Below are 14,982 nucleotides of genomic sequence, written 5' to 3'. Positions count from 1 at the left end.
TCGTCGCCCAGGAGCCCCGGTCGTTACGCCGTGTCGATGCCTCTCACATCATCACCGGAATTGTCTAGGCCGTTCTAGCGCGGCCCTCCGTTGGCCACCAGCGCGGCTTAGCTGCACACGTTCGACATCTCCTTGGGTCAAGCGAAGACGCCGTGCTATGGCATGGCAACCCCAAGGAGATCTCCATGGCAATGCAAGTCCTGTCAGGGCCAGCAACTATTCAGGGCTCACCTGAATGGCTTGCTTGGCGCTTCAAGGGCATCGGAGCATCAGATGCCCCAATCATCATGGGAAAGTCGCACTACACTCGCGCTTATGAGCTTTTCAAGCATAAGACGGGTAAGGGTACCGACCCGAAACGCAATCCCATCCTTCAGAAGATCCGCGAGCGGGGAAAACTCCTAGAACCTCTTGCGCGGGCGCAGTACGAGAAGCTGACGAACACCACAGTCACCCCCCTCGTCGCCGAGAGTGCCGTCCACCCGTTCATTCGGGCGTCGTTCGACGGTTTCGACTTGTTCTCGGGCGAGCCGCTCGAGGTCAAGTGTCCTGGTGAACGTGCCCACAAACTGGCCCTCAGCGGCCTGGTGCCTGAGGAGTACGTCGACCAGGTCCAGCAACAGATTTTCGTTGCTGAGGCTGACTACGGGAACTACTACTCGTTTGACGGCCAGGACGGCGTCTTGTTGCGAGTGCCTCGCGATCAGGCCCGCATTGACCAGATTGTCGCCGCAGAGGTCATCTTCTGGGAGCGAGTACAGTCTGGGATATGGGAGTCCGATGAGTGGGCAGCAGCAGCGACTCACTACCTCCTTATCAAGCGCGAGAGAGACGAGTTGGAGGAACGAGAGCAGTTGGCCCGTGAAGCACTCATTGCATTGTTGGCACCTGGTGAAAAGCTGCGAGAAGGCTGTGGCGTGCTTCTATCCAGAACCAACAAGAAAGGCGAAGTGGACTACACAAAGCTGCTTGCTGACAAAGGCGTGGTAGTGACCGACACGGATGTGGATTCGTACCGCGGCAAAGGCAAAGAGTCCTTCCGAATCACCGTTGCAAAGGACTTCAATCTCACTGACGTGGATACGACGCCCTTGCAGATTCATCGTCCGAAGGCGATCGCAGTGCCCGACGCTCCACCGAATCTTGGCAAGTATCGAGACACCGTCGAGCTTGTCATCTAACCCCAAGCCTCCCACACCCGGGAGGCTTTTTTTCTTCTTCGCGGCCAGATCTACGCAGAGCTGTGCGCCATTTCTCCTCACAAGGCTTTCCATCTCGGCCTTCAACCTCCCCTTTCACGGAGACCCAGCATGAATCAGCAAGCAGCACTCGTGAGAGTCATCGAAGCCGCCAAGGCGCAATTGGAAGATATCAGGAGCGGCATCGAAGCGAACCTGTATGATCCAAAGGAAAACGACATCATTGGCCTCGAAGCCGCAATCACTTTGATTGAGCTCGAGGCTGGCACCGGGGCAGTCAGTCCGGCTATCGTTCTTGTCACCACCAAGGACGGTATCCTCAACACCGCTCACGATGGACAGGTCACCATCGAGGTGATCGACTTTGATACGGCCGCCGGCCTCGACACGCGCCTCCTTCCGGAAGCGTATCGCGAACTGGTCACCACGGTGTTCGACGATCCCCACCACCATGGCATACGGTACCAAGGTGAGAACACAAAACTTGAGCTGGTGTATTGCGACGCTGCTAGCTGCCAGGTAAGTGAGTGTGTCGTCGTCGCAGGAGCGATCTCCAATGACCAGCTTGCTTTGATCGCCGGAAAGCTGCAACAAGGCGGGCTGCTAATTGCGCAACAGGTTGGACTGCCGACGCCGAGTCTTCAGCTGCAGGGCACAAGCGGGTGGCCGAGCGAGATTGATCATGTCTTCACTTGCCTTGAGGCGTTTGAAAGCGGCGCTCCCCAGTTGAGCGCGATACTCACGCTTGATGAGCCCACCCACGACATCACCATCCACGAACTTGTCGCGAGATTCTCCGCAGTCTCAGCCTGGGACGTTGACGCCGAGTGGAACCGACTCAAATCGCTCGTCTGATTGGTAACCCCTCCGACCCGGCCACATTTCGTGGCCGGGTTTTCTCATTGCTGCGCCCCCAACGGCTGACATGGAAGCCACCTTCTCGTTCTCCACCCGAGACAAGTACCCATTCTTCGCGGATGTTCGTCATCTCTCTCGCGTCCAGACTACCGCGCAAGGGTGCAGCAGATGAAAGCAAAACGATGGATGTGCTACGCAATGTTCTACGCCGTGGCAATCTGTGTTGTGATCACGGTTAAAGCCAATCCTGGCCACGGGTACTGGTGGGCCCCTCCCCTCCTGTATGCGCTAATGAGTTGGCCATTCTTCATGTGGTATTACTGCGGAAAATTTCAGTTTACACCGCACTACGTCGAACCGATCGAGCTGCGATGCGACGAGACGCAATTGCCTTGCATCGAAGTCGAGCGCCCCGTGCGCCGGCGAGGACCAAGCTCTCTGGAGCTGCTTCGACGGGCGCCCATGGAGCACCAGCGGCAACCATCTCCGCCGGAGGCGCGAACTCCGAAACGGGTGCCTGCTGCTCAACGGCCGGCAACTCTGCCCACACCAGAAATGGCTGACAAGCCAATGAATGGGAAGCGCGCCTCGGTCTCGAAGCACTCTGTACCGACTGTACCGACAGGCTTGCCTGGGGCAGCGGCAGCGATGACCGACCACGCTGAAGAAACGACCGACGCCGCTAAGGATTACTGGCAGGCCAAGCTCCATCGCCAAGCTCGGCATCCAGATGAGTTCTCGTTACCTCTGTTCCCTGAGGAAGAGAGGGCACTGAACGCGAACATCTCCAGCGAAGATCCTTTCCTTTAACTGGCCCGCCACCCTCCTTTGTAGGGTGGCGTTTTTCTTTTGCTTTGCCCCGTTTTCTGGCCGAGAAACCGAATCTGGACCAAAACGCTCGACGCGCGTCGTTTAAGCCACTTACAGAAGCGAAAAAACGCAGACGTGTTTTCGGTGACCAAACTTGCATTACGCGTTTTTGCAAACAAACCCCTTTAAAAACAACAACTTACGGACGATTTCAATTGACCTGACATTTGTCACGTATCTATAATGCATCTCACCTTGTTACCAACATAACAAGGGCCAAGCACAAACCAAAAACGAATAGCTGCAAGGAAGGTCACGATGAACAAAACCGCCGGGGAAACGTCGCTCGCCACAACAATCGGGATGGCATCCATGGGATGCATCGACTCCGAGGGTCAACCGAAGTGCTCCAAGTTTGTGAACGCCAGCTGCTCGGGGATGCGAGCAATGACGTGTATGAGCAATGCGCTCCAGGACTACCCCGAGGCGCGTGCGGAAATCTTGTTGGCAGGCCTCACCGTTGTAAGCAAATCCTCCAAGAACATCCTCGAGATCCGGAAGTTCGTCCCCCGCATGGAGATGGCTGTCCAGGTCACAGCCTGATCCGTTCCCGCGCGATCGCATCTGCTGTAGTCGCGCCAAAGCCGGCCTGAGGGATTACCCTCCGGTCATTCGTACGTGTTATGTATCCCAACCATCTGCCTGGTTGGTTTATTGACACGTGTTGCCCCGTAGGTATAATTGTTAAAGCGTCGCTCGGCAGAAGGCGGCCAAGGATGGAACAGTCATGCAACGTGAGTACAGCCCTATCGAAATCGGCCTTGACGCGCTCGGCGTGCGAGAGAACCAAAACCCGGTCCTTGCACTCCGGCTCGAAGGTAAATCGGCCGATCAGGCGGTCGCTCTTGTGAACAAGCGTATGGAACGCGCAATGTTGCTCTACCCAGAGATGAAGTCAGACATCCTGGTAGCCGGCGTGCATATCATGCTCGACCTGGTGGATTCAGTGGAGCAAGTGCAACGCGCAGTTCTACCGCGCCTGGACCGAGTGGTTGACCGGGTTGCTACCTAGGAACACAGTCCATCTAACTCCATTCAATGGTGACTGAAGAAGTAGCCGAATTCATTCCTGCCGAAGACGAAGGCGTCGATCCTGTGGACACCACTGAGGTTGACGGCTTTGACACCCCTACCGCAACGGGCAAGCCGTCGGAACTTGAGCGCATGAGCGCCGAGTTCCTGGACAATCCCAAGCGCCCGAAGACCTTCATCGATCGGTTCATCAAAGCGATGTATGCAGATGAGCGTACGCACAAGATTTGCCGCGTACGAGCTCTGAAGTCTAAGGTCGATCTTGGCGATGTCGACGAGATCCTGCAGCGAGTAGTGGTAGTCTTCTTCGCCACCAAGCAACTGGATAAGCTGCGCGAGGCAAACGCGATCTATGCGGTAATCTACGCAATTGCGAGCAATGTTTGCCGGGAGCACATTCGTGACGCTCTCGCACTTACCATCAACCACGATTCGATCGAAGAGATGCGAGAGCGTGGTGAAGAGCTGGAAAATGTTGGCTTGGTAGACAGCGAACCAATTGATAGGGACCAGGTCATCGATTCCAGGACTGCTGCTGCGAAAATGGCCCTGGCCTTCCGAAGGCATTTGAATGGAGAAGAGAAATTGAGCAATCTCGGCGTTTTCGACCTTGATCCTCTGATTGCGCCCGTCGCGCCGGCGCCCGAATCCGCCGCAGCGGACAAGAATCTGGAGGCCCTCCCAGCCCCTGCCGCGCCTAAGCCGCGGGTTCGCCGTGCAAACCGCAACGAGACTCTTTCGGCCGACCAGCTCGAGTTGGTACAAATCTGCGCAGATCTGCAAATGCGCAACCAGGACTTTGCCGCAGCACTCGGCATCGGCCTGCCGCGGCTCTCCTCGTATATCTACGGCCGCACGGCCTCGGTGCCGGCAGACATTATGACCGCCGCCCGAAAGCTGCGCGACGAAGAGCCTGAGGCCATGGCACGTCGCGAGATGTTCAATCGGCCGATGAGCGATATCCTTGGGCGCTGGGCGAACGACCTGCAAGTCGAGTCGGACACCGATCTTGCTACCATCCTGGGCGTCACGAAGATGACCATCTTCCGGTGGCGTACGGATGAAACCAAGCCGGACAATACTGCACTGAACCGATATGAGCAGGTTGTCCGGACGTTTAAGAATCGGCTTGCCGCCATCAAGCAGCGCTAACCTTCTCCATGCGCCATCAAGCCCACTGAGGAATCGGTGGGTTTTTTTTTTGCCCGGCTGCAGCAGTGTGGGGAAACAATAGATCTGCAAAGCCTATTGCAACAAAGGCCAAAAAAACTTTTCCATGCGGGGGTGCGGACAAAAAAACACCCAAGTGAGCACGGCTCAACTTGGGTGTGGCATAGCCAACCGAAGCATGGCATCAGAAGACCTAGTTGGCGTCAGACGGACGTGGAGCGAACCACATTCGAAGATCAGTTCTTCTTCGCAAACGGATAACCGCAAGCGAACAGGAAAAGCGAGAGGGCGATAGCAGCAAGCATTGTCAACTCCAGAGTGTCCTGAGGGAAAGTGCAAAGGGCTTTTTGCGTAGTCCTTGCACAATGGGCATGCAGAACAGGCTCGTGTAAGTCCTTACAATGGCCATCGCACGATGAACAGCAGCAGCAGTTGCTGCTTCGACATTGCTTGGCGTGGTGTTGCCCCAGGGAAACGCCGGCGTTGAATTGAAAAGCCCGCGGCCGACTGAGTCGGTCACGCGGGCGTCGGGCTACACAATTCAGGAACTGAGTTTCAGCTCCGCGAGAGAGGCTTCGGCGGCCTCGATTCGATCCTGGTCACCGAGCGCTTGCACGATGGCGAGCCGCAACGCGTAGGCTGCATGCTGGGTCGCCGCGGAATCTAGCGCCCCAGTCGTATCGAGAATCGTGTTGAGCCGCTCGAATGCCGCGTCGATGTTTGCGAGTTCAGGACTGGTAGGCAATTCGTTCTCCCTCCATTTGCTTCGGTTGAACTGAGTTAGCCCTGCCCTTGCAGCACTTCCTCAGTGACTTCCGCGAATACTTCGCCGATTGCGTCGACAGCATCCGCCCCGGAGATCTCCTCGTCCGTGCCGAAGCCAAGCTTCGCCATAACGTGGAGCACCTTCTGCAATGCAAGGCGGACCTGCTGCTCGCTCGCCCCTTCAATCAGTGCGTTCATCTGCTCCGACGTGAAACCGCCCTTGTTCTCGTCCGCATTGTCGTAGTGGATTGCCATGGTCGTTCTCCTGAGTTCGGTGCGGCAATGCCGCGATTGTTGGTGCTGAGAGATGGTTCACAGGGGACCACAACGGCGAGGGCCCGAAACCTCTGCGCGCTGCGAAATGAAAAGAAAGCCCCCTCTTCTGGAAGAGGGGGCTACTGTGGTTACGAGTTGATGGCGTGCTGCTGTGTATCGGGCCTGGCCCAACCCATCGCCGTGCATTCCAGACGTTCCCGATAGATGTAGGTCGCGCGAGGCTGCTTTACACCATCGAGTAGGCTCTCGATGGCTGACGCAACACCTTTGACCTCCGCCCTTAGTCGATCGATCGCCTCGATTCGTCGCCCCTCTACCGCCAACTCCTCAACAAACGGCATCAGGGTCTGGTCCGAAACCACACTTACCGTCGCACGGATGTCGAGTTCGCCAGCGGTGAGAGGCTTCGGTTCAACAGTCGCACTGAGGATCAGACTCACCCCGCTTACGAGACGCACATTCCAGACCTCCAGCTTGCTTGGCTTACCGTCCAGCCGGAACTCGATTGGCACCGATAGTGGACTGGACACCGCCGATACTGCTGCATTGGCCATCAGGTTCACCAACGTCCCTTCGACGGCCTCTATCAACACATGCCACTTTGATACGCCGGGAAACAGCGAGTCGGGATCGAGCTCCTGTACGTCACTCAGGGGCAAACCAAGATTCTGGAAAGTGTCGCGAAGTTCGGATTGGTTCATCTTCAGATCTCCAGGGTGAAGGCAGTGTTTGCAGGAGCCGCGGAAGCCTCCTTCTCCATCGGCGTCTGAACCAACTCGGCCCATTCGCCAACAAATGGATCAGCTCCAAGGTATTGCACAGCTCCTTCCACTTCCCCTCGTCGCCGAAAGTCATCCAGAACATCGGCCGGGGTAGATCCAGCGTCGAAAGCACTGGCAACTGCAGCCACTACTACGATTGCAGAGCCGGCGGGGGTCACCGGGATCTCGAACAGGTTTCCTTCCGCCATCTTGATCAAGATCGAATCGGCTCCCTTTCGGTACCCGAAGTACTGCAGACCCGTCGATCGCTTAATGCGCCCGGCCAGGACATCGTGCTTCGCGCCTGAGACCAGGTCCTTACTGCTTGTCGTCATCTGCTTCTCCTTTGCGTTGTTCCTTGCAGCTAAGGAATGCACCACAGCGGCAGTGAAGTGCCTAGCGCACGGCAGCACCGGCCAGGATGCTGTGCTGTGGAGGGACGATGAATCGCGAGGTGTTCGGGTGGGCGCAGCGATCGGGACCGAAGGCGGACAAAAAAATGCCCGCCGTCTGTAGAGACCGGCGGGCGGGAGTTTTCAGATGCCGACCTTGCCGAGACAGGCCGGGCCATCCGACTGAGTTGAGCTCAGAATTTCACAGCATGAGGGCCAACTGAGTAGCCGCGGCCGATGGGCGAGGGCTCGATTCAGCCTTCGCACGTTCCGGAACGGTCTTCCAGGCGCAAATGTGGACCGTAGCAACGCTAGTTCCTGACTCCTTGAATGCCCCCGCCTCGATCTCAGCGATCTCGGCATGGTTCTGCTCGAGGAACTCAATGAACGCGCGATGCTTGCGCTGAGATCCTCGCTGCCAGCCCGTTGATGCGACCGCTGACAAGCAACCACCTGGCTTCAAGAACGACCACATGTGCTGGATGTGGTCGATATCCTGGTTGTTGCTGAATGGCGGGTTCGCGATCACGCCATCGAACAAACCAATCTCGCTCGGCGACACTGTGAGGAAATCACGGTCCAGAACGTCATAGCCTTTGCCTTCTAGGATATGCACATTCGGCGCATGATTCTCCACGACCACAATCTCCGCCCCGGCCGCACGCACGATGTCCGCCAATGCGCCACCACCAGCTGACGGCTCCAAGTACCGCCTCCCGGGTCTCGGCATCGCTGCTTCACAAACCCGACGTGCAACAGGTTGGGGGGAAAAGAACGATTGGGAATCCTTCTTTCCATTCACGACATTCCCGCACCGCAACTCCTCGAGGATGACTGCAGCATCAATGCCCGCAGGGAACTTGAAGTACCCGCGAGAATCGTAGCGCCCCCCGCCCTTCTGGATCAGCCGCTTGATTTCCGCATAGCATTGCAGTCTCTCCGACGGCAGTTGAATCGTGCCTTCTTCGATCGTCAACAGCTCCAGCTCAGATGCCAGGCGATCGTCCTCGCGGCGCCGCGGCGCAGAAACTGTGGCAGACGGCCTAACTGCAGGCGCTTTCTCCACGGTCTCAGGAACCCAGACGTGGTACCGACCGTCCTCATCCGGCTTCGCGATCTCGCCCTCCCGCAACGCGGGCTCTCCGATCCGGATGTTCCCCTCTGCAAGTGGAATGTCCGCAGAGGAATAGCCCATCTGTTGATAGTAGCGATCGGCTGCTTGCTTTGAAGTAAAGTGACAGGTGCCGTATTGCATGGGTATGCTCCTTGTTGGTTGGTCCTTGCAGCTCGTAATGGCGAACAGCGACCATCAACACCAAGGGCATAGCTTTCCCATCAATCCATCGCGGACTCAAACCCACGGCAGTACTCAAATGATGCAAACCATCGTCGCACGAAAGTTCGCATTGAGCGGGCAGCATGATCACCTTGCCACCCTGGCATCAGGCCTGCATTTCCACGGGCTGTACACCCTCAGGCAGCGCCCCACCGTAGCCACCGTCCAGGGTGAGCTTTGCTACAGCTTGTGGGTGGAGGATCTGACCGGCCGGCTGCAGTGCACGATTCCGGTCTGGAAGACGGCCTGGCAGGAAGACGGCAACTTCAAGTCGCAACATCTCCTGATCAAGGCGTACGCAGTGGGTGATGGATCTCGCCTGGTAGGCAGGATCAACTCAATGGAGCCTGTCCACGTCGTGTGGGACTAGCAGGCACGCTCGCGCAAAAAAAATGGGAGACCCCTGGTGAAGGGATCTCCCGTGGACATCAAAGTGCATCGATCGCAGCAAGATTCAATGAGCTGCGTGCCACCGTCGCGAGCGTCTTCACTTGAAGCGCGGCAGTGGTGACCTCTACCTGCAGCGCAGCCTCCGCAAGTGTAAGAAGCGCGAATGCTGGCTCAAAGTAGTGCACGTGACCCCGACAGTCTTCGAATTCCAGGGTCATGTTCTCGTCCGACATCTCCATGGCACCATGCGTCAGTCCTTCGAACGCAAGCGGTGCCTCGGCAAGCAGCAATCCAACGTACTCAGTGTAGGCAAAGAGGCGATCGCGGTCGCTGAGGTCACCATCCATGCGCGGTTGCATGGTGGAGATCAGATCAGTGACGCACTGGACTACCCCTTCAATGGCTTCAACTTCCGGCAACAAGTCGTGCTGGGCCGACAGCAGAGCACCGTCAACCACCCGGCCCGTCTCCGCGTCAATCACGCTGGAGACTGCAAGGTCGCCACCGTCGTCGGAATAGCGACGGTCTGCAAGAACACGAATCATTGCCTCGAAGGAGGAGCCGGCCTTCACGGTACCGGAGAATTTCTGCCCACTCGGGTAGAACCCGAAAATGGTGAGATCGCGAATGTTGGACGGAGTGAGAATGTTGTGAGTAGCAGTAGTCATGTAATTCTCCGAGATAGGTTGTGGCTTCGGCGCCTGACCGCCTTACAGAGGGAAATGCGTAACAGGCTTCTGTACGCACCACCCGAAGCAGCCCACTCTTATCCCCCTCGCCCCGCCCGCCACCGGGCCGCCGGTGCGGCCATCTGCGCCTAAGCGGCAAAAGATTGGCGTAACTTGACTAATGAATGCATGTCATGGGCGCGTAGAACAGTAAGAGAGATGCCTCGCCCCGCAAACCCTGAGGCCACATAAAGAAATAGCCCCGGATCTAGTCCGGGGCGTCGTGGGTTAAAGGCCTTCGATCAGGTCATTGAGGATGACGTCGAGCGTCTCGCCGTACTTCTGGTGGACGTGTGCACGGGTCTCCGCGTTCAGCGGAGCGCTGATGTACACGTACGTATCGGAATCCCCGGCCTCGCACTTCTCCAGCCAGCAGATCTTCCGCTTGGCAGCTCGCTTCAGTTGATCGATCGTCTGTTTGGCATCCGTCATGATTCCGATCACCATGGCAGTCGTGTCGTCTGCGCGCTTGAGCGGGGCGTCCTTGGCAGCTTCAATTTCAGCGTCGAAGTCGCGAGTTTCGCCATCCTTCGCGTACTTCTTCTCCGCCTTCAGTACGTCGATCATCGCGTCTCGGATGATCTGAGCGACCTCTGGGACGGCGTACAGTTCGTCAACATTGCGGCCGATCTCGTCATCGTTCTGCAGCAAGCTGCGAACTTCGTCCGGCCCGCCGAAACCTCCATTGCTGATGTGGAGGATCTCGACCTTGCCCTTCTTCAGAGTTACCTCCCAGCAGAGCCCGTCTTGCGCTTCCACCGAGCGAAGCTTCGCCAGACTGAAGCCGGCGACCAAGAATGCCTTGTAAAGTGCGATCTGCGATTTGAAACCCATAGCGGAGTTCTCCTTTGTTAGTTCAGGGTTGGACTTGCTATGGGATATGCGTACCAGGGAGATATAGGCGTGCCACTGCCTAGCGTCACTGCACGGAAGAAGGAAGGAAATAAAAATCCCACCGCCTCAAAGAGAACGGTGGGCATGCTGCTGGTTAATGTGTCACGCGATCGCCGGCGGCTCAGGGGTATTCATGCCCCGATCTGGATCGGTTTTGGCCCGGATGGCTTCGAGGTCGAGATCGTAACGGTGCGCGACGGTCGTAAGGCCTTCCTCGCCCAATGCCTTCACTGCCTGCGACAGTGCTTCATCGTAGGCGTCAGTGATTCCCTCGTTGTAGAGGGCCTGCCACAAGCTGCCCTCTTTGTCCGCCCGAAGAAGAACGCCAACCAAGTCTGGCAGCGCGTTGAACGAGCCTACAATTCGCCGCTTCATCACTTCGGCTTCCGCGGGGGAATCTCCCGGCTGGAATACCTCAGCCACCTTGCGGTTTCGATTGTCCGTAATGAACCGGCCAGAGGGCGCCAGAATCACTGGCGAGTCCGCGTAGCCCTGCACCACCTGGCCAGTCACTGCTGGCACCATATTTTCCTGTTGATTCATGTCCGACTCCTTGTAGGGTTGAGTTGCTGCTGGAGATGAGCAACGCCGGGACATATTGAGGGGCGGTCCAGTTGACACCTCCTCTTCTGGAGTCGACCATGAAAAAGCCCTCCGAACGCCTTGGTAGCGTAGGGAGGGGGGAGCTCTTCAGAACGGCGATGTGGAGCTGGGTGCGGTATCTGCGTCCCGTTGACGTAGAAGGCGAACCGAGTACGCTCCAGTTATCCTGTACTCCATCTCGGCAACAAGCGCGTCGACAGCTTTCTGGATTTCATTGGGAGGCATCCCGATGGGAATGATCGCATGGCAGGCCGCCAGTACGTTCTCTCCGGCACTGGTGAACTCACCGTTGCGGAGCCACCAGCGATTGCCCTCCTGATCGAAACTCAGCCAAACGCTGGCCTTCTTCGGTGCAACGACAGTTTCGAACGTCTTGCTGAAGGCATCGACAATGCTGTCCTTCTGCCAGCCGAGTTCCGCGAGGCAATCAATGATCGTTGATTTCACAGTCTCTCCTGAGATCGATAGGCTTTAGCACACCGGACGAAGCACGGTCTCCCGCAGCTCCTTGATTGCTTTGTAGACTGCAACCCGAAGGATGCGGTCAGCCGGCACACCGTTTCGATTCAGCGCGTCGCGGACAGCGATATCGAATTGAAGTTTGGACTTGGCAGCCTCAACGCGTGCTCGCAGATCTGGAGATGTCGAGTACACCATCTCCGCCTCGAGAGCTTCTTCAGTGACGAACATGCTTGCGCCGGTATCGGCGTCGGGGGATGCGCGCAGCGTCGCCTCGGCTTGTTCCTTCGTGCAGAAGCAATGCTCGACCACGCCAGCCTGGGATTCATGGACCAAGATCGCGCTCTTCAGGCCTTGCTGTTCCGATTGGTTAAGTGTCATTTCCCTTCTCCTTGTGGTGTGCGGACGGCGCCGCGATTGATCAGATGGAGAGAGATGCACCACACGCGGTTGCACGAACCTCGGCACGGGTGGGATGAGCCGACTGTTGGGGGGGGCGATCCAGTTGGCGTCCCCCAGCCCGGCCGGCGCACGCCAGCGCCAAAGAGAAAAGCCCGCTGCACGACCTAAGTCGCGTCAGCGGGCTTGGAGGGAGTTTCACGCAACAGATGCGTTCCGACTACGCGAAGAACACGTACCCAGTTTCCCGCACCTCCTTCTTGACTTTGGCCACGTGCATCAAGAAAGCCAGCTTCTCGCCGGTTCTCACTACACGCTCAACAGTCAGGAAGTCGTCGCGAATCCAAATGAATCGCTTTTCATCGGCCTTCTTCAAGAACTCCGACGTCACTGGCCCTTGTATCCAGCGTTTGGCAAAGCCGACAAGCGGCGTCAAATTCGGTCTCTGTCATCGCACATCCATATTGGGTTTGGTTTCACGTCAACCAAAACAAAGCTCCGTCTGCTGGGGATAGGTATCCTCCGCCGAGCCAGCTTTGCCCTTGGCCACTTTCAGCTCCAGCAAACTGCCGTAACGGTTCAGCACGCTGGTGGCATCGAGGCACTGGGCGTTGAGCCCGAGTAGCGCCGAAACCTCCGTGCGAACACCAGCCAGGAGCCCCGCCTCTTCCCGCGAGGGAAGGCACGTCGGCCAACCAGCCGTATAGAGTAGATGTTCCGGGATCGCGGCCTCTATCACCTGTCGCTGTGCCGCAACTGCCTTGGCCTTGTCGGCCCGGATTCGCAGCGACGGCGGCAGGACGTGGGGCGCCACGTCGGACAACCACCGGTTCCCCTGGAAGGCAAATGACGACCTTGCCTCCAGTTCCACCATGCGGATGTATGGCTCGTGGTTGTCCTCGCACATCGCGGAGGCTATCAGATCGGCCTCGGATGACATTATGCAGAAAGAACATGAGACCCTTGACATACCGTACTTCGTGTAAGCCTCATGGAGCTCGAGTTCCGCATCATGGATCGCATGCACCACGTCCTGGACAGGCCAGTCGATGATGGCGTTCCACGTCATCCCAATCCCACTCTTGCGGGTCAGTCCGGAGTTCGGCGCCGAGATCGGCATCTTGCTGCGGTTCTTGCTTTCCTGTCGGCGAATCCCCGTCACGTTGAGAATGTCTCCCTGCGGGAAGCGCTTTCGCAACGCACTGGATATGAGGTGTGTCTTCATTTCGCTCGTGCAGAATCGCATCGACGGCGTGCTCCAGGGAAGGATGAGCTTCACACAGGACATGTCCTCGTACCGCGAGACACTGTTCTGCCACCGTACTTCCCAGCGGTCCAGCATATCGCCAGCCTGCCGACGAACCACCAGCAGTTCCCAACCCAATCGATGTGCCAACCGCTCGCAGCTAGGCAGGCTATCCTTCCACTCGATACGGCCTAGGTCGGAATGCACCAGCAGCCGCGGTCCCTTGTGGCCGATCTGATCCAAGTGCCTTGCCACCGCAATAGCGCAGGCATCCGAATCCTTGCCGCCTGAGACCCCGACCGCCACCACCGCATCGCGGGCAAGCATGGATTCAACCTCTGGCGACAAACCAACCTGATTGGGCTTTCCGGCCGGGGCACCTTCCAGGAACTTCGGCGTGATGAAGCGAATTGCTTGTTCTTGCGTTCCTACGGACATGTCCATGTTATGAATCTCCCTGTGATGGAGGCCATGCGAGGCCTTGCCCGTAGGGGATGCAGCTCATCAAGCTATAACCCCTCGCATTTCCGCAGTATCATGTACGCATACTCCAGTTGTGCGCGTCGCACAAGGGAACACATCAAACGTGAAAGGCGTAGAGGGAGCAACACTGATGGCCGCAATCATGATCGTGGATGGATCTGCAGTTGGTTACGCAAATCAGTACTCTCACACCCTGACCGCGCAAGGGATGGAGGTACAAGCGATCAGCGGCACTCTCTGGTCGTTGTCCGTGCTGCTGCGCACCCACTACGACTTCTTCCCGGTTCTCGCCTGGGATGGCCGAGCTCAGTGGAGATATGACCTCTATGCCGACTATAAAAGTGAGTGCCTGAAGAGCGAGGCGTCGCGAGCTGCGCGGGCCTCTTTCGAGAGGCAGCGCCCCCACATTCAGACGATGGCCGGGAAGCTCGGGCTCATGCAGTTAGAGGCCCCGAACGCTGAAACGGACGATGTCGCGTTCCAACTCGCGAATGTCTTGGCCGCCGGTGGACATGATGTACTTATCGTGACCAACGATTCGGACCTGCTCCAAGCCGTCGGACACGGCATCGGTTGGTTCGATTCACGCGCAAAAAAGCTGATCGCCACAGCAGACGACTTGCATGACCATGTCGGGACGCCAGACCCTTGGACCTACCTTCAGGCCAAGGCATTGGCGGGCGACGCGTCTGATACCATAGAAGGTCTTCCGCGGGTAGGTATCCCAACCGCACTCAAGGTGTTTGGACAGCATGGCGGCTCCATTGAGAGCTTCTATGCACATGTCGAGGCCGGCAAGGTCGATTTAAAGAAGAAGACTCTCGGTGCCATTGCTTCGGCAGCAGGCCGGGCTACGTATGAAAGGAACATGAAGTTGATGGACCTTTCCCGAGCTCCCGTTCTCCGGGCATCCGACGTGACGGTTTCCTGCGAACCACTAGACGAAGTTGTCTTCTCGGACTGGGTGGAGCATTTCTCGCTGCAGGCGATCTTGCGCAATGTTGGTCAGTTCATCGAGCCGTTCATTGAGGCAACACGTCGGCCTGGCCAACGTGACCTGGAGGCTGCAATCGCTCGGCTTGGCACATGACGGACCCTCAAACCCCGGAAATCACGCCCCC

20 protein-coding genes are annotated in these 14,982 nt (G+C 57.6%); 8 read left to right on the top strand and 12 right to left on the bottom strand.

Translation table 11 applies throughout. From position 1 onward, the window contains the following. The first annotated feature begins 185 nt into the window (after window positions 1-185). From GA566_RS29955 to GA566_RS29930, 6 genes are all read left to right on the top strand, one after another. Window positions 186-1,181, top strand: a complete 996-nt coding sequence (locus tag GA566_RS29955) for a lambda-exonuclease family protein (RefSeq protein ID WP_017512984.1) — start codon at window positions 186-188, stop codon at window positions 1,179-1,181. Window positions 1,182-1,310: 129 nt separating this feature from the next. Beyond that, complete coding sequence (locus GA566_RS29950; RefSeq protein WP_017512640.1) at window positions 1,311-2,054, top strand: hypothetical protein; 744 nt, start codon at window positions 1,311-1,313, stop codon at window positions 2,052-2,054. 171 nt (window positions 2,055-2,225) lie between these two features. After that, window positions 2,226-2,867 (top strand): conjugal transfer protein, encoded by a 642-nt coding sequence (locus GA566_RS29945; protein ID WP_223277476.1) that lies wholly within the window; start codon window positions 2,226-2,228, stop codon window positions 2,865-2,867. Between the two features lie 318 nt (window positions 2,868-3,185). Beyond that, entirely contained in the window at window positions 3,186-3,470 is a 285-nt protein-coding gene (locus GA566_RS29940) for a hypothetical protein (protein ID WP_011514779.1), read from the top strand. 184 nt (window positions 3,471-3,654) lie between these two features. Then, window positions 3,655-3,939, top strand: coding sequence for a hypothetical protein (locus GA566_RS29935; RefSeq protein WP_011514778.1), 285 nt, complete (start codon window positions 3,655-3,657; stop codon window positions 3,937-3,939). A gap of 26 nt (window positions 3,940-3,965) precedes the next feature. Next, entirely contained in the window at window positions 3,966-5,111 is a 1,146-nt protein-coding gene (locus GA566_RS29930; RefSeq protein WP_011514777.1) for a hypothetical protein, read from the top strand. Between the two features lie 559 nt (window positions 5,112-5,670). On the opposite strand, the gene GA566_RS29925 is transcribed toward GA566_RS29930, so the two are convergent. The 5 genes from GA566_RS29925 to GA566_RS29905 all read right to left on the bottom strand — a co-directional run bounded on the left by GA566_RS29925 (window position 5,671) and on the right by GA566_RS29905 (window position 8,578). After that, entirely contained in the window at window positions 5,671-5,874 is a 204-nt protein-coding gene (locus GA566_RS29925) for a hypothetical protein (protein WP_011229291.1), read from the bottom strand. Between the two features lie 35 nt (window positions 5,875-5,909). Beyond that, window positions 5,910-6,149 carry a hypothetical protein gene (locus tag GA566_RS29920; RefSeq protein WP_011229290.1) on the bottom strand — a complete coding sequence of 80 codons (240 nt, stop codon included), beginning with the start codon at window positions 6,147-6,149 and terminating at the stop codon, window positions 5,910-5,912. Window positions 6,150-6,298: 149 nt separating this feature from the next. Then, a complete protein-coding gene (locus GA566_RS29915; RefSeq protein ID WP_017512638.1) occupies window positions 6,299-6,871 on the bottom strand; it encodes a hypothetical protein in 573 nt (190 codons plus the stop codon). A gap of 2 nt (window positions 6,872-6,873) precedes the next feature. Beyond that, window positions 6,874-7,266, bottom strand: coding sequence for a hypothetical protein (locus tag GA566_RS29910; protein WP_017512637.1), 393 nt, complete (start codon window positions 7,264-7,266; stop codon window positions 6,874-6,876). Window positions 7,267-7,525: 259 nt separating this feature from the next. Beyond that, window positions 7,526-8,578, bottom strand: a complete 1,053-nt coding sequence (locus tag GA566_RS29905; RefSeq protein WP_029309137.1) for an SAM-dependent methyltransferase — start codon at window positions 8,576-8,578, stop codon at window positions 7,526-7,528. Window positions 8,579-8,696: 118 nt separating this feature from the next. On the opposite strand from GA566_RS29905, the gene GA566_RS29900 reads away from it, so the two are divergent. Continuing rightward, window positions 8,697-9,029 (top strand): hypothetical protein, encoded by a 333-nt coding sequence (locus GA566_RS29900; RefSeq protein WP_017512634.1) that lies wholly within the window; start codon window positions 8,697-8,699, stop codon window positions 9,027-9,029. Window positions 9,030-9,087: 58 nt separating this feature from the next. On the opposite strand, the gene GA566_RS29895 is transcribed toward GA566_RS29900, so the two are convergent. The 7 genes from GA566_RS29895 to GA566_RS29865 all read right to left on the bottom strand — a co-directional run bounded on the left by GA566_RS29895 (window position 9,088) and on the right by GA566_RS29865 (window position 13,822). Further along, window positions 9,088-9,717: a hypothetical protein gene (locus GA566_RS29895; RefSeq protein ID WP_017512633.1), complete on the bottom strand. Its 630-nt coding sequence runs from the start codon at window positions 9,715-9,717 to the stop codon at window positions 9,088-9,090. A 288-nt stretch (window positions 9,718-10,005) separates the two neighbouring features. Further along, entirely contained in the window at window positions 10,006-10,611 is a 606-nt protein-coding gene (locus GA566_RS29890; protein WP_017512632.1) for a hypothetical protein, read from the bottom strand. Window positions 10,612-10,773: 162 nt separating this feature from the next. Further along, window positions 10,774-11,214, bottom strand: a complete 441-nt coding sequence (locus GA566_RS29885; protein ID WP_017512631.1) for a hypothetical protein — start codon at window positions 11,212-11,214, stop codon at window positions 10,774-10,776. Window positions 11,215-11,361: 147 nt separating this feature from the next. Further along, complete coding sequence (locus GA566_RS29880) at window positions 11,362-11,721, bottom strand: hypothetical protein (RefSeq protein WP_017512630.1); 360 nt, start codon at window positions 11,719-11,721, stop codon at window positions 11,362-11,364. Window positions 11,722-11,745: 24 nt separating this feature from the next. After that, a complete protein-coding gene (locus tag GA566_RS29875; RefSeq protein ID WP_029309134.1) occupies window positions 11,746-12,114 on the bottom strand; it encodes a hypothetical protein in 369 nt (122 codons plus the stop codon). Between the two features lie 238 nt (window positions 12,115-12,352). Further along, on the bottom strand, window positions 12,353-12,568 hold the full coding sequence (locus GA566_RS29870; protein WP_124682100.1) for a hypothetical protein: 216 nt from the start codon (window positions 12,566-12,568) through the stop codon (window positions 12,353-12,355). A gap of 45 nt (window positions 12,569-12,613) precedes the next feature. Continuing rightward, the gene (locus GA566_RS29865; protein ID WP_017514577.1) at window positions 12,614-13,822 is read right to left on the bottom strand and encodes a phosphoadenosine phosphosulfate reductase family protein; all 1,209 of its coding nucleotides are present in this window, start codon (window positions 13,820-13,822) and stop codon (window positions 12,614-12,616) included. 169 nt (window positions 13,823-13,991) lie between these two features. On the opposite strand from GA566_RS29865, the gene GA566_RS29860 reads away from it, so the two are divergent. Further along, window positions 13,992-14,951, top strand: a complete 960-nt coding sequence (locus tag GA566_RS29860; RefSeq protein ID WP_017514576.1) for a hypothetical protein — start codon at window positions 13,992-13,994, stop codon at window positions 14,949-14,951. Window positions 14,952-14,982: the final 31 nt, after the last annotated feature.

Origin of the sequence: Cupriavidus sp. SW-Y-13, from assembly GCF_009793345.1 — a bacterium.
Classification (GTDB): Bacteria; Pseudomonadota; Gammaproteobacteria; order Burkholderiales; family Burkholderiaceae; genus Cupriavidus.
The sequence above is the reverse complement of the archived record's forward strand: the minus strand, read 5'-3'. Positions and strand labels throughout refer to the sequence as shown.